Here is a 13,002-nt window from a genome sequence, read left to right as displayed (position 1 = left end):
GTAGTGACTGATTTTGAACAAACCCAAAAGCGTCAGAGGCATGTAGCCAAAGGCTTGCCGCCCCCACGTAGAATCAGCGTTACTGCTATTATTATAAATAATAGAATATTTAATGTTCATGTTCGATATAATTACTGAGTCCGATGTTCCATGTATAAAGGTGCTCCAGCATATTACTCCCGCATGTGGCACATTGACATTCTTTTTTCTCCCCATCGGTCAATGTTTCTGCTTCACCATTATTTTCATTATTCCACTTTTGCTGCGCCTGTTTCAAAACGCCCCCAAATGCAATCATTCTTTTGCCCCTCAAGGCCCTGTCCAAATGACGGACCGCATCATCTGTCCCCTGTCTGTTGCCCGGCACCGCATAACTGGCTGGTTTAACAGGGTATTTCGCCGTTTCCAGAATAGCGGCTTCCAGCGCCCGTTTTTGTTCTTCACTTTTCAAGGTTTCTGCTTCCTGGTTCGGATTTCTTTTTACCTTTACTTTTCGAATATCGACAACGGGCATATAGTCGGAACGAAGCGCTTCCTGCCAGAGAACCCTCCACTTCTCCTTTCTAACATAATTTTTACCGGCAAAATAACCGGCGGTAACAGCCAGCAGCACATGAATATGGGGATGGTAACTTCCATCTGAATTGCTTCGGGTGACTTCCAGCGCACGAAACCATCCCTTAACGTTATCCTTAAACACTTTTCTTTGAGAAAGCCGCTGCCATGACTGGAACATATGGCGAATTGTCTCGTCCAATTCCGGTCCGGACACATTTTTGACTGTAAGGGTCAGGAATACCCATTTAAGTGAATGAGATTGATTGACGATGTGTGTCATACTTTTAAGCTGCTGAACAATCTTTAAGGAACGGCGCCATGCACACATGGGGCAAAGCCTTACTTTGCAAAAAAAAGCGCGTACAAGTTGTTTCTGATGGCCATCCGGACATTCTTGAAACAGCAACACGTTCCCGCAGCTGCCGACACGCAATGATTTATTTATTTCTCCGATGCGCTTATAAGAATTAGCCAGCTGGTTCGATTGCTTCTTTCGCAGCCGCCACGGCTTTTTCTTTCCGTTTTTATACGAATCATTGAGTGCTATATGTTTGTTAATATCCATCTGTTTTATTACACCTGATGAAATTCGGATATACAGGCTTAGCATGCTGAATTCTTCCAGATTACAAGCAAGCCGTTACTCAACCGAACCTTCTATAATCCTTTCTACGTACTCCTTGTTGCTCCACCTCTCCAGATCAAAGCAGGCCAGGCATTCTTTTTCTTTTTTTATCAGGTTTTCTTTGGCCATATTAATAATCTTTTCTGCCGTTTGCTCATTCCATAATCCTTTTAAACTTTCTATGTCTATTTTTTTCTGAAGTTGCTTTAATTCTTCATTGCTTTCTTCTTCTGATTTCTTGTTTTTCTTCAATTTATTTAGTACGTTTCCGACCGTCGACATGGCAGTTCCCAGACCGATTAAACCTGCAAGTGGAAGAGAAGCAATGCCGACAGTGAGAGCACCTGAACTTACCATGGTAGCCCCTGATGCTACTCCGGATATAAGTTTAATGGCTTTCTCAGGATTAGCATAATCCGATGTTTTCATCGAATCAAGTGCCTGTTTATTAGTTTCAATTTCAGCCTGAACGGCAACAAACATGGCCAGGGCAATATTTTTAGTCATCTTGGTCGGATCCTGTTCTATTTTGATGACAGTTGGACGGCTGATGCCGAGAGCCTGCGCAAACTCTTCCTGCGTAAAAGAAAGACAATTTCTGATATTTGAAATGTTGCTGCCCAGTTCCAGTAAGTATCTGTTCATTTCTATCACCTCCACTTAACAATAACAAAAAGACAAATAAACCACAAACAATCTATTTTATAACTAAAAGTAAAATATTTTACTTTTAGTGTTGATTTTATCTTTTTGTCATGATATATTATGTTCAAGAAAGAAAAACAAACACACTTTAAGGAGGAAATTAAAATGAAAGAAAAATTGTTAGAAGCTGGTTCAGAAGTTTTAGTAAAGGGAATCAAGGAAGTTGGCGGTTTGGCAATCGAACTTGTTATGGATGCAATAAAAAACAAGGGGGGAAAATAAATGAATCCACAACAAATTGTCGGTCAAATAGCAGCAGCCGCAAGCAAGAAAGCCATTGAAATAATTATTCAAAAAATTTTAGATAAGAAATAGATCCTTTAAACTCCTATATGTAAATAAGTCCGCAGCGATTACATGCTGTGGACTTATTTACATATAAGAAAAAGATTGTAATTCCCTTTAACTGTAATCGATTGGTATAATAGGTTCATTGAATCAGGTATTAACGCACAGGAAGGATGTTGACTATGGGTAAATATTCATTGACTGGTTGTCTAATAGCATTCAGTCTGGTTTCAGGGGGCTGCGGATCGAGCGTAGATGATCTGGCCGGCAAAGGGAATGAGTTGATTGAAGAAGGAAAAGAAATTGCAAATAGTGAAGGTGTTCAGGATGTGATTGAACAGGGAGCAGATGTCGTCAACAAGGTTCAGGAGGTTGATGCAACTGCAACTAACGTTGTCTCGTCGGTCAGCCCCAAAGTACAGGTAATTAAAAATATGTCGATCGAATACGGAGAAACCAGCTTTACTTACAATGATTTATTTAAAGAGACTTTAGAACATCCCGAGTGGAAATTAGAAGAAGCAAATGGTGGTAAATTCGTAACGGTTACAGGAGGGATGAAAGAACCTGTCATTTCTCACCTGATGAACAGCGAGGATGCAGGTCCGCTTAATGATTCCCTGGTTTCGTTTTCAGATGAACTATTCACTGTCACCTTTGTTTTTCCATTTGGTGACAACAAGATTCTTCCCACTTCCGAAATCTCGGGATACTGGAATTTCGCAGGAACCACCGAGGAATTCGATGCCTTATTTGCACTCGACATCTTATCCGGCATATACAGCTCTTCTCAGTCCGAGAGTGAGCAGTGACTGTTTTCTCAGTCAATTGTCCATTTCCTTTGTCGGGTACCTTTTTGACACTTTATGCTATAGTACATGATATCTTTTAAATAATTGACCTGAAGCAGGAGGGATTGGGTGAGACAGGGTTTTCTTTCACAATATTTCAAGGGCGTTGCTGTAAAGCGACTTCGTGCTGTTGAAGTGGATCCGCACAGCTCCAACCAGCATGAATTGAACGGTGCCAGCACGCTGAAGAATTTACTGGGTGAAGCGCGGATCAATGACAAGCCGGCCCGCTTTATGTGGCTGGGCGGCGAGGATATGATCCGCTCAGTGGACAGTGCCGTCACGTGGTACGATGCAAGAGAGCAGCATCCGACGCGTTCGGAGTACAGGCTTTATTTCAGGAGGAACGAGGTCATGGACCTTGCACAGGCGGATGACCTGCTGATCGCTGCCATCACGCCCGATGACCAGCTGTATATGATCGTTGTGCCGTCCGGCAGTACGTATGAAAGTCAGCTGATCTGGCTGTTTGACTTCCCTGAGGAGGTTCGTCCCGCTGCATTTACTTTCAATGATGTTGAAAGAGAGTCAGACAGGGAACTGACTTTTGCGGCGCGGTTTATTCTTGAGGAACTCGGCATTGAAATTCATGAGCCGGAGGAGTCTCTTTTTGATTCCATCCTTGAACCTTACCTTCTTACCGGTTTCCCGAGAACGGCTGAATTCTCAAGAATCGCCAGAGAGCATGCCGGCTCTTCTTCTGTCCTTGAAGCCCCTGATGAAACGTTGCTCGGGTGGATTGAATTTGAAGAAAGGCTGTTCCGGAGACTGGAAAGACAGCTTGTATCCAAAAGGCTGGAGCAGGGGTTCATGTCCGGGAATGATGTCGACGTTGACGGATTTATCAGCTTTTCACTGAGCGTACAAAACCGGCGAAAATCAAGAGTGGGGCTCGCTCTGGAAAATCACCTTCAGGAAGTATTCACGATTCACGGGGTTGATTTTTCGAGAGGAAAGGTGACGGAAAACAAAGCAAAACCGGACTTTATCTTCCCGAATATCGAGCGGTATCGTGACGATCGTTTTCCCGTTGAACATCTCACCATGCTCGGGTCCAAATCCACCTGTAAAGACCGCTGGCGGCAGGTTCTCAGTGAAGCAAAGCGGCTTGAAACCAAGCACCTGTTCACACTGGAGCCGGGCATCAGCGAAAATCAGACAACGGAGATGCAGGCAAATAAAGTGCAGCTGGTGCTCCCGCAGAAAATCCATGCCACCTATAAAGCAGAACAGCAGGGCTGGCTGATGAATCTGGAAGAATTTCTGAACACCGTCAAAAAAAGAGCACAATAAAAAAAGCGGACTTGTTGTCCCGCTTTTTTTATTGTGCCGCTTTTATTTTTCTATCGGTTAGGAGCTCCGGTTCTTTTTTAACAGGCTCATCTTTTTCAATTGCCTGAATCATTTTTTCCGCAATACGGCTGACAACCGGCACAGAAACACTGTTTCCAAATTGTTTATAGGCCGCGGTGTCACTGACTTCAATTTTGAACGTTTCTGGAAACCCCTGAAGACGTGCACACTCACGCGGCGTCAGCCTTCTTGGATTCTTTCCTTCGCCCTGCGGAATAAGGATTTCACTTCCGTCTTTATAATAGCGTGCTGACAGCGTCCGGCTGTATGAATCCGGATCCGCCAGGCCGAAGCCGAAGCCGTTTCCTTTTTTACTGTGCTTTTCCTTATAAGCCTGCAGGTATGCCCACAGATTATCCGTCAGCGTATACTTCTCAGGAACATTTTCTTCCAGTATACTCCGGAGGCTTGGGCCCTGTTCAGGAATGTCAGGAAATTCAAACGTAATGGGCTTTCTGAAGCCCACGATATAAATCCGTTCTCTGCTCTGCGGAACAAGTCCCTTCGCGTTAATGACTGCATCATAAACGGTATACCCGAGCTCTTCTTCAAGCACTTTCTTAATGACCTTGTATGTTTTTCCTTTATCGTGGCTTCTCAGGTTTTTTACGTTCTCCAGAAGGAAGGCCTGCGGCTGCTTGGCTTTAATGATCCGTGCAATATCAAAGAAAAGTGTTCCCTGTGTTTCATCCAGAAACCCGTGCTGTCTGCCGAGGGAATTCTTTTTCGATACACCGGCCAGACTGAACGGCTGACACGGAAATCCGGCCAGCAGGATGTCATGATCCGGTATATGGTGTTCATTAATCTGAGTAATGTCCCCGTCCGGCTTCTCCCCAAAATTCGCCTCATACGTCTCTTTTGCTTTATTATCCCACTCGGACGTAAAGACACACTGTCCGTAAGGGTCAAAAGCCAGACGTATTCCTCCGATTCCCGCAAATAAATCGATAAATCTATATAGCAAAGCATCCATCTCCAAACGCTAGTTCTGTCATAGTTGAATTATATCAGAATTCTTCTGTAGAAGGAATAAAACTCTGTGATATAATTTTAAGGTTATACTTCACAACAATATAGAAAATCGAGGAGGTTTTCAAGTGCATAAAGCCGTTATTTATTGCCAACTCGAGCCGGATCAACTAGTCGAAAAAGAAGTTGAACATATACAGGCTTTTATAGAAAAAGTAGATGCTGATATTATGGGGGTGTTTATCGACTCTCACGACAGCAACGATGAGTTAATGAATATGGCCAATCAGGATCTTTCGGTTGTTTCATTTCTATACCTCAACAAACCGCTTGCAGATGAATTTGACTACAAGCTTCTTCAAGAGCTGGCCAGGCAGGAACAGTTTGAAATTTTATACTTTGATGAAGCCATGGACGACTAAAAAATAATCCTCCCGGCTTTAATTGGTCGTGCGGTTTTCTGACAGCGCATAGTGACATTTCTGTTCAAGCGGACAGATTTCACATGCAGGGCGCGGTTTGCAGACAGCTCGTGTGAAATCGATCAAAGCATAGTTATAATCCCGATGTGTTTTCAAAGGAGTGAGTTTTTCAGCAAACTCGATAAACCACTTTTTTCTTCTCGTCTCCGGGTCTGTCTGAAACCCGAAGAAACGCCCATAGACGCGAACAACATTGCTATCTATGATGGTGTCCGGCAAATTAAGATGCAATGATCGAAAAGCAGCCGCTATATAGGGACCGATACCGGGAAGGTTCAATAATTCATCCTTTTCAACGGGTATTGGATCCGTACCAAGAATGTCAGCCAGCGCCTTCAGGTTTTTCTCCCTCCAGACAAGACCAAGAGTCTCAAAAACGTCTGCACGGGGATCACTGGCATAGTCATCAGGAAACGGGTATTTTCTTGCGAATTTTTCATATACAGGAAGCACCTGATCCGCACTGGTCCGCTGCAGCATCATTTCAGCAGCCAGTGAATGCCACCGGTTGGTCGTATATCGCCAGGAAAAATGCTCAAAATGTTCCCGTCCCCAGCTTTCTACTGTGTGTACGAAAAATAAACTATGCCTGCTGCTAATCGGTGTATTTCCTTTTTTCTGCTCTCCTCTTTTCAGTGTTATCTCCTCCCACAGAGGATCGTGTCTATTTTTCAGGTATGAATGTGGCAGCCAAAATTCCAGAAAATCCGGTACGTATTCTCCTGATAAAATTCTTTGATCAATTTACTTTTTCGCAGATGCTCCATCACAAGAGTAAAGGTTGTGCTCATTTTCGAACCCGACAGGATATTCTGATTGATTTCCTTCTCGTAATCCTTTAAAAACAATTGCCTGAGCTCTTCTTTTGAAATATATCCCTTTTGATTGGTGTTCTCAATCATTAACCGGATCACTGTTTTAAACACATCGATCATTTGTCTGTCTTTGCTTATCTTTTCCGCAAGCATGTGTAGTCTGGCTTCATGAACGCCTATTTCCCTATGGTACCCTGTCCCCAGTACGTCCAGTTTGCTTTGAAAGGGAATTTCCTGTATCGAACTGCCGCGGCTATTAATCAAGTATTCAAACCAGTCATCCGTTTCTTTTTCAACTTTTCCAGTATACACATACTCTTTTTGAGTGCTGGCAGGTTTTTTCAGTACTTGAACCCGTTTTTCAGGAACAGGAACAGCAGGTTCTACTGCCTTTATTTCAGGTACAGCCGGCAGGATTTCGTCAGGTTCCTCTTTGTCTACATTTTCGTATAACGTTTCCAGGTCCTGAATGAACTTTCCGGTTAAAAGAATTGTTTCACGTGCCTGTTCAATTCGCTCATAAAAGCGTTCTTTGTTTTCCATTAACTCCGTATCCGACCATATATCGTTCTGGGCCTTTTTAAATTTGTCCAGCTGCTGGTTCACCATTTTGACCAGAGTGCCGAGTTGAAGGAGAAAGGTTTCCTGTTTCACCTTCATGCGTGTATGACACTTTGCTGCATTCAAACTTTGCCTATTCTTCGATGAAAGCCCCTGCCATCTATCAATAAAGGAGTGAATATCAACTGCACTCCGTGATTCAGTACTGTGGGACAGAGATTTGATAACTGCTATATTCCCTTTCCAGTAGGCTTCAAGTACTTCTTCTATAACAGACTGGTCATATTTCTGAAAAAGCCACGGATTTTTTAGATGGAATGCTTCAATAATCGTCAGCGGAAATTGTATTAAATATTCGACTGGTGGCGTTTGAAGTGCTGCCTCAAAAGCTCTTTCAAGGTCAGCTGAGTTTACATTCTTTAACTCTGTCAGATACCAGCCGGATTCTCTGCCAAATTCAAATTCATAGACAAGATCCAGTGCCAGGAGCTCCCGTATATCAATGCTCCAGTCGTATATTTTCAGGCTCCAGTCGGATTTGGATGGCTGTACCCTCATAATCTCCCTGTTATCCCTTGTGTACGTTACATGATAAGAGGACAGCAACATCGTTTCGGTAACTGAATCGATAATCCCTTTTCTCAAAAGTATCGCTTCCAGTAACTCTATTTTCTGTACAATCTCAGGGTGAGGAAGCATTACCTTACATACTTTTGTGTCTTTGAACGGTGTAAAGTTAGTATCCATATTATTCACCCTGTTTTCTCAAGTGCCGTCCGAGAAGGCTCTCAACACTTTCCAAAAAGCTGTTGAATCGATCCTGCTCTTCCATAAGTGGACCCAGTTTATTCAATCGTTCAGCAGCGTTCATTTTTCTATCTTTCATCAGATTGACGGTTTCTTGTTCAAGATCAGCAAGGGCGGCTTCTGTATCTTCTTTTGCTTTTGCCAGAGTAGCTACCTGTTTTTCCATTAGCTGCTGGTAACGATTCATTTGCCCTTGCATCATCAACTCGAGGTCTTTTCCCATCAGACCTCCTCCTTCCATTTAATTAAAAAGGCTTCTACTTCAAGAAAATAACTGTACAGCTCCAGAGAAGTTTGATTATGAGCTTCGAGTAGATCAAGCTCACCTTCTGTAAAACAGCGAGTAACCAGTGCATTTACCTCTTCTTTCATGTGAAGAGGCTTTACAGTATTTTCGGTTATAGATTTGACGACCGTGTCGATTAACGTGTCACGAGTTACCTGCTCCTGACCCGTATCTAGAGTTGCAGATGACTGTGTTTCTTTCTGTTTTTCTGCAGGTTCAATGTTCCTTTCATTCGGCGCCTCGTTGTCAATTAACCAGTTATATGACAGCTGAGTTTCTGCATTTCCACGCATTTCATTCTTGTAATAGCGAGAAATTTTTTCAACTTTAACAATCCATGTACCAGCTGCTATATCGTATTCAAAGCATTCATTTTGTTTTAAAAGATTTTTCAGGCTATGGACACTGATGCTTTTGTATTTTGAAATATGTTTTTCGATTTCATCAATATCTAGCCCGTCTGAATAAACGGCCAGGAGCTCGTATAACAATATAAATGCGGACCGGGCTTCCTCTTTACCGCACAGCTTCTTTATTTCAGAGATATCCGCTGCCTTCGGATTAAACCGGGTGACTGTGCCATCATTCGATGACACAATTGAAACTGCGTCGTTCACGGTACTACACGTTACTATTTGTCCGGGTGCCATCTCTGAATCCGCAAAGAAATCCATTACACCATTTCCGAAAAAAAAGGCAGTCTTTTCCCTGACTATCCACTGGAACTCATATGTAAAGCCATCATAAGTGACATCTGTCTTTCCGCTGTTCTGATAAGCAGAATTTATCTTGTTTATGAATTCCGTTGAGATCGTGAGGTATCCTTTTACTCTTTCCGAGTACGAAATACGGTGGGGAAACGTCTTCACAGGGGAATCGGCCGCCGGAGCCACAACATTCTTTCCTTTATAGCTCCAGCAGTCACCCTGCCTTTTTTTAAAATCTTTATTCGCACGAAAAAAGAGTGTGGTTGCTTTAAAGTAAGACTGATAATCACTCTGAATTTTCGGTATTTCCAGCACTCGTGTTACAATCTCTTCTGTTGTAAAATCCCGATCGATCTTTTTCACAAAGCTCATGATATTGCTGCTGTAGCGAGCTACATGATAGTCGTATTTATCTGTATTCATAATTACTGCCGCCTCACATTCAACTCTTTATTCAGATCCTTTTTACCGGGTACAGTTATTTGATAGTAATCTTTTTATACAGAGAAGGGTTTAGTTCATCGATAAAGGGCGAATACGTCCGCACGGCCGAAATCGTTAATGTATATTTTGCCCGAGTCATAGCCACAAAAAATTTTCTTCTCTCCGTCGCGAGGAAGTCTTCTTCATCCATTCCAGGAGGAGATTTTTTGTACGGAAGACACCCTTTTTTCAGATTGGCCACAATAACGTGATCAAACTCCAGACCTTTCGCGGAATAGTAGCTAACAAGCTTTACGCCGGGCAAAAGCATGTTTGTTTCGTCTTCTTTGATCATTACCCAGGGAACCTTGTGCTCATCAAGTGTTTCACTGAATTTGGACAACCTTCTATTCGAATACCCGATAATCCCGATCGTGTCGTCCGGAAAATTAAGAAGATACCTTTTCACAAGCTTTGAAATAGTGTTCACTTCCGCGTCCAGATTGTTTGATTCTACAAGAACAGGGATTTGTCCTGAAGCAGATGGCAGAACGGTCTCGGTGTAATCCTCATCTTTTAATAAAAGAACGTCCCGTTTTTGAAAGTCTTTGGCCAGCCTGATGATCTCCTGTGTGGAACGAAACGTCTCATTTAAAAACTTGCTTCGTCCAATTACATCAATCCCTACATCCTTCCATGCAAAGTTTCGATGATAGATTTGCTGTCCTTTATCAGCACCGATCGTCAGGCTTGTTCTCGCAAGCTTTGCGATAACTTTTAACTGCATGGCTGTCAGGTCCTGTGCTTCATCGATAAGGATATGGGCGGGTCGTTGATCTTTTGAGACCTTGTGAAAATACTGGTCAATCAAAAGGGCGACATCGTCATAATCGATACTTTTATACTGATAGGACTTCAAAAGCTCGTTATACTTTTCAAAGACGCTAAAAATAGCGTAGCGGTTCTGTTTCGACACTTTAATTTGATTTCCCCGACCAATTCGCGGCTTATCTGCATAACGGGCCCATTCTGTCAGACCATTGCCCTTGATCCACGAAATTTCATCACTCAGAAATTGAATGAGCTTGCTATTTCGAGTGTCATCATCACTTATTTTTGGGAAATCCAGCGGCTCGTTACGTTTTAGTACTGTATGGTATGCATGACGAACCACATCTTCTTTTCTGTCTCCAATATAATGGGTATGGCTCAAGGAAATTTCCTTCACCAATCGGAGTCCCCACTGGTGAAAAGTCGTCGCTTCAACCGGCTTGCTGTCGCTTTTTAAAGAGATTTGCCTTATATACGCTGTCAGCGACTTGTTGTATGCCATAAACAGGACCGAATCATTTTGTTTCATTTGAAGATATCGTGCTCTTTCAAGCAGGACCGTTGTTTTCCCACTCCCGGGTATTCCCCGGACCAGGAGGTCACCCTCGGGTTGAAATGTTATGCAATTTTTCTGCTGTTTTGTTACCTGGATCGTCTCTTCCATAACCTTTCACCTCATTTCAAAAATCGTCATCTTCAAATAGCGCCATTAGCCTGTCTCTTCTCGCTGCTTCTTCGCGGTCGAATTTTTCTTTTAATAGGTCCACTTCACTTTTCAGCTGTTCATTACATCCTTCAGAAGAAATCGCGGCATCAGGGGCCTTAAAATAGTCAACCAGCCTGGTCTCGGATCCCATGCATTCTCCAAAAAAGTCCGGTCCATGGATTCCATTTCTTCCGATCATATAGAGTCTGTCCTGGGCGCGAGTGATCGCCACATAAAGCAATCTCCGCTCACCATCTACATCTGGTACTGCACCATGAGGAAAGCTTTTATCTCCGAGAAAAAGAACAAAGACGACTTTGAACTCAAGCCCTTTGGCTGAATGTACGGTCCTGATCCGAACACCATCATCTTCCCGTTCACTTCCTTCACCAGAGGTTGAATCTATCAAAAAGTCCAGTGCATCATAGGCAAAAACAGCGCCGGAATCGACCGCTTCCTTGAATACATCTATTATTCCACGCTCAATTGCACTGTCCAGATCTGGATCTATGTCCCCTTTTTCAATAGAATCGATGATACTGGCAAGCGGCTCGTCGTAGTAAGACTGGCATATTTCTTCCGCTTTATCGAAGACAATCTTCTGATTGTCACCGCCAGACCTTGTCACCCCTACCGGTATATTTTTTTCTTCGAGAAGTCGTTTGACTTCGCTTCCCTGGGGAGAAAATTCCGTGTCCTTTCTCACCAGTACGGTAATATCCGAATAGAGGATCTCCTCTTCTTCGTGAAGACGAAGGATCTCTTCTGCAATGTAAGTGGCAGCATTGTGAAGGCGCGGCATTCTCACAAGCGTTACAGGGTGATTATGATACTGATAAAGAGCAACTTCTTCACTTACATTTTCTGCTGTCCGCAGCCACTTTTTATAGGCTGAATTGCCTTTTTCAACAATTCTATTGGCCACACCCAGTATGTTTGCACTGGAGCGGTAGTTTTCAATCAGGTCAATTGAATACGCAATAGAGCCTTTTCTGCGAGCAACATTCTGATGAAAATGAATAATATTACTTTCATTTGATCCGTTAAACGCGTATATCGTTTGCTCATTATCACCGACAACCGTCATATACATCTGGTTTCCTGCCAGTAGAAAAGCCAGTTCCTCCTGGGCCATCGATGTATCCTGGAACTCATCAATGAACAAATGTCTGATTCCTGTACGGATTCTGTTTAACGTTAATTGTCCACTGTTTTTAATGACATTAATGGCTTCTGAGATGAGTCCTGGATAATCAATCTGGTTTTTTCGTTTTAAATAAGTCGCGTACCTTTTCCAGACTCTTTTTACATCTAGAGAGGCAAGACTGACTCTGACACCCTGTTCAGACTCGACCTTCAGCTGTTCATCTTCCACAATCTGATCAGGTGAGTACAGTGCCTGTCCGTAGTGCTCGTGTCCCTGTCGAACACTATCAATGACTTTGGAGTAGAGAGAATCCTGATTTTTCTTATATTCAATCCCTTTAAAGAAAGCGGCTGCGTTGTCTTCGAAAATCTTTTTGTTGTTTTCAATGATTTTAAATCCAGGCTTCAGCCACGTTTCTCCCAGACTCGCTGCGACCCTTACTATTCGAAAAGCAAGTCCGTGAAAAGTAAGAGTTTCAATCGGACTTCCCGCTCCCGCTTCTTTTCTATAAGCCTCCATCTTACTGATCAGTCCCTGCCTTGCACTTCTAGAAAAAGAAAGAGCCAGCATTTCTTCAGGTTCAATATTCTTTTCAATCTGCAAATAGAGAATTCTCGCTGCAAGTGTGCTGGTCTTCCCGGTGCCAGCAGCTGCATTGATAATCACATCTCCAACCGGTCCAGTAACGGCATTATACTGATTATCATTTAAATGTCGAATAAAGGGTAACAAAAAATTCCCATCCAATCTCTATTTATAGTAAAGTATTACTAATAAAATACCACAAAAAATGACATCATTCGATTGAATGACAGGTATTTTTTCCTTTATGATAAAACATTTCTTTGAATATCGATTTTTTGTAAAAATAAAAATTGAAAAGGT

The 13,002-nt window shown here is 42.7% G+C and carries 12 protein-coding genes; 3 read left to right on the top strand and 9 right to left on the bottom strand.

Annotated features, from left to right (window positions below; all coding sequences use genetic code 11):
• Positions 1-109 precede the first annotated feature (109 nt).
• Entirely contained in the window at positions 110-1,123 is a 1,014-nt protein-coding gene (locus BW952_RS17440) for a protein rep (protein WP_045850785.1), read from the bottom strand.
• A gap of 75 nt (positions 1,124-1,198) precedes the next feature.
• Positions 1,199-1,828, bottom strand: coding sequence for a helix-turn-helix domain-containing protein (locus BW952_RS17435; protein ID WP_045850786.1), 630 nt, complete (start codon positions 1,826-1,828; stop codon positions 1,199-1,201).
• A gap of 530 nt (positions 1,829-2,358) precedes the next feature.
• On the opposite strand from BW952_RS17435, the gene BW952_RS17430 reads away from it, so the two are divergent.
• Both BW952_RS17430 and BW952_RS17425 read left to right on the top strand, forming a co-directional pair.
• Positions 2,359-2,988 carry a hypothetical protein gene (locus BW952_RS17430; protein ID WP_045850787.1) on the top strand — a complete coding sequence of 210 codons (630 nt, stop codon included), beginning with the start codon at positions 2,359-2,361 and terminating at the stop codon, positions 2,986-2,988.
• 108 nt (positions 2,989-3,096) lie between these two features.
• Complete coding sequence (locus tag BW952_RS17425) at positions 3,097-4,320, top strand: type II restriction endonuclease (RefSeq protein ID WP_045850788.1); 1,224 nt, start codon at positions 3,097-3,099, stop codon at positions 4,318-4,320.
• A gap of 28 nt (positions 4,321-4,348) precedes the next feature.
• On the opposite strand, the gene dcm is transcribed toward BW952_RS17425, so the two are convergent.
• Positions 4,349-5,347 (bottom strand): DNA (cytosine-5-)-methyltransferase, encoded by a 999-nt coding sequence (dcm, locus tag BW952_RS17420; RefSeq protein WP_269430731.1) that lies wholly within the window; start codon positions 5,345-5,347, stop codon positions 4,349-4,351.
• A gap of 133 nt (positions 5,348-5,480) precedes the next feature.
• Here dcm and BW952_RS17415 point away from each other — a divergent pair, with 133 nt between their 5' ends.
• Positions 5,481-5,774, top strand: a complete 294-nt coding sequence (locus BW952_RS17415) for a hypothetical protein (RefSeq protein WP_045850790.1) — start codon at positions 5,481-5,483, stop codon at positions 5,772-5,774.
• A gap of 18 nt (positions 5,775-5,792) precedes the next feature.
• Here the strand turns inward: BW952_RS17415 and BW952_RS17410 are convergent, their stop codons facing one another.
• The 6 genes from BW952_RS17410 to BW952_RS17385 all read right to left on the bottom strand — a co-directional run bounded on the left by BW952_RS17410 (position 5,793) and on the right by BW952_RS17385 (position 12,849).
• Positions 5,793-6,317: an HhH-GPD family protein gene (locus BW952_RS17410; protein ID WP_045850791.1), complete on the bottom strand. Its 525-nt coding sequence runs from the start codon at positions 6,315-6,317 to the stop codon at positions 5,793-5,795.
• Between the two features lie 188 nt (positions 6,318-6,505).
• The gene (locus BW952_RS17405; RefSeq protein ID WP_139325460.1) at positions 6,506-7,855 is read right to left on the bottom strand and encodes a hypothetical protein; all 1,350 of its coding nucleotides are present in this window, start codon (positions 7,853-7,855) and stop codon (positions 6,506-6,508) included.
• Positions 7,856-7,958: 103 nt separating this feature from the next.
• A complete protein-coding gene (locus tag BW952_RS17400; RefSeq protein WP_045850793.1) occupies positions 7,959-8,240 on the bottom strand; it encodes a hypothetical protein in 282 nt (93 codons plus the stop codon).
• Positions 8,240-9,433, bottom strand: coding sequence for a hypothetical protein (locus BW952_RS17395; RefSeq protein WP_045850794.1), 1,194 nt, complete (start codon positions 9,431-9,433; stop codon positions 8,240-8,242). Before BW952_RS17395 ends, BW952_RS17400 begins: the two co-directional genes overlap by 1 nt.
• A gap of 55 nt (positions 9,434-9,488) precedes the next feature.
• The gene (locus BW952_RS17390) at positions 9,489-10,928 is read right to left on the bottom strand and encodes a 3'-5' exonuclease (RefSeq protein ID WP_045850795.1); all 1,440 of its coding nucleotides are present in this window, start codon (positions 10,926-10,928) and stop codon (positions 9,489-9,491) included.
• A gap of 16 nt (positions 10,929-10,944) precedes the next feature.
• Positions 10,945-12,849, bottom strand: coding sequence for an ATP-dependent helicase (locus tag BW952_RS17385; protein WP_045850796.1), 1,905 nt, complete (start codon positions 12,847-12,849; stop codon positions 10,945-10,947).
• Positions 12,850-13,002 lie beyond the last annotated feature (153 nt).

Source organism: Domibacillus enclensis (assembly GCF_900156125.1).
GTDB lineage: Bacteria > Bacillota > Bacilli > Bacillales > Domibacillaceae > Domibacillus > Domibacillus enclensis.
The sequence above is the reverse complement of the archived record's forward strand: the minus strand, read 5'-3'. Positions and strand labels throughout refer to the sequence as shown.

Bases quoted from the DNA above. Each gene is read 5' to 3' on its own strand.
- BW952_RS17390 (WP_045850795.1), bottom strand. From the start codon at position 10,928: ATGGAAGAGACGATCCAGGTAACAAAACAGCAGAAAAATTGCATAACA.
- BW952_RS17435 (WP_045850786.1), bottom strand. From the start codon at position 1,828: ATGAACAGATACTTACTGGAACTGGGCAGCAACATTTCAAATATCAGA.
- BW952_RS17430 (WP_045850787.1), top strand. From the start codon at position 2,359: ATGGGTAAATATTCATTGACTGGTTGTCTAATAGCATTCAGTCTGGTT.
- BW952_RS17440 (WP_045850785.1), bottom strand. From the start codon at position 1,123: ATGGATATTAACAAACATATAGCACTCAATGATTCGTATAAAAACGGA.
- BW952_RS17410 (WP_045850791.1), bottom strand. From the start codon at position 6,317: ATGATGCTGCAGCGGACCAGTGCGGATCAGGTGCTTCCTGTATATGAA.
- BW952_RS17395 (WP_045850794.1), bottom strand. From the start codon at position 9,433: ATGAATACAGATAAATACGACTATCATGTAGCTCGCTACAGCAGCAAT.
- BW952_RS17400 (WP_045850793.1), bottom strand. From the start codon at position 8,240: ATGGGAAAAGACCTCGAGTTGATGATGCAAGGGCAAATGAATCGTTAC.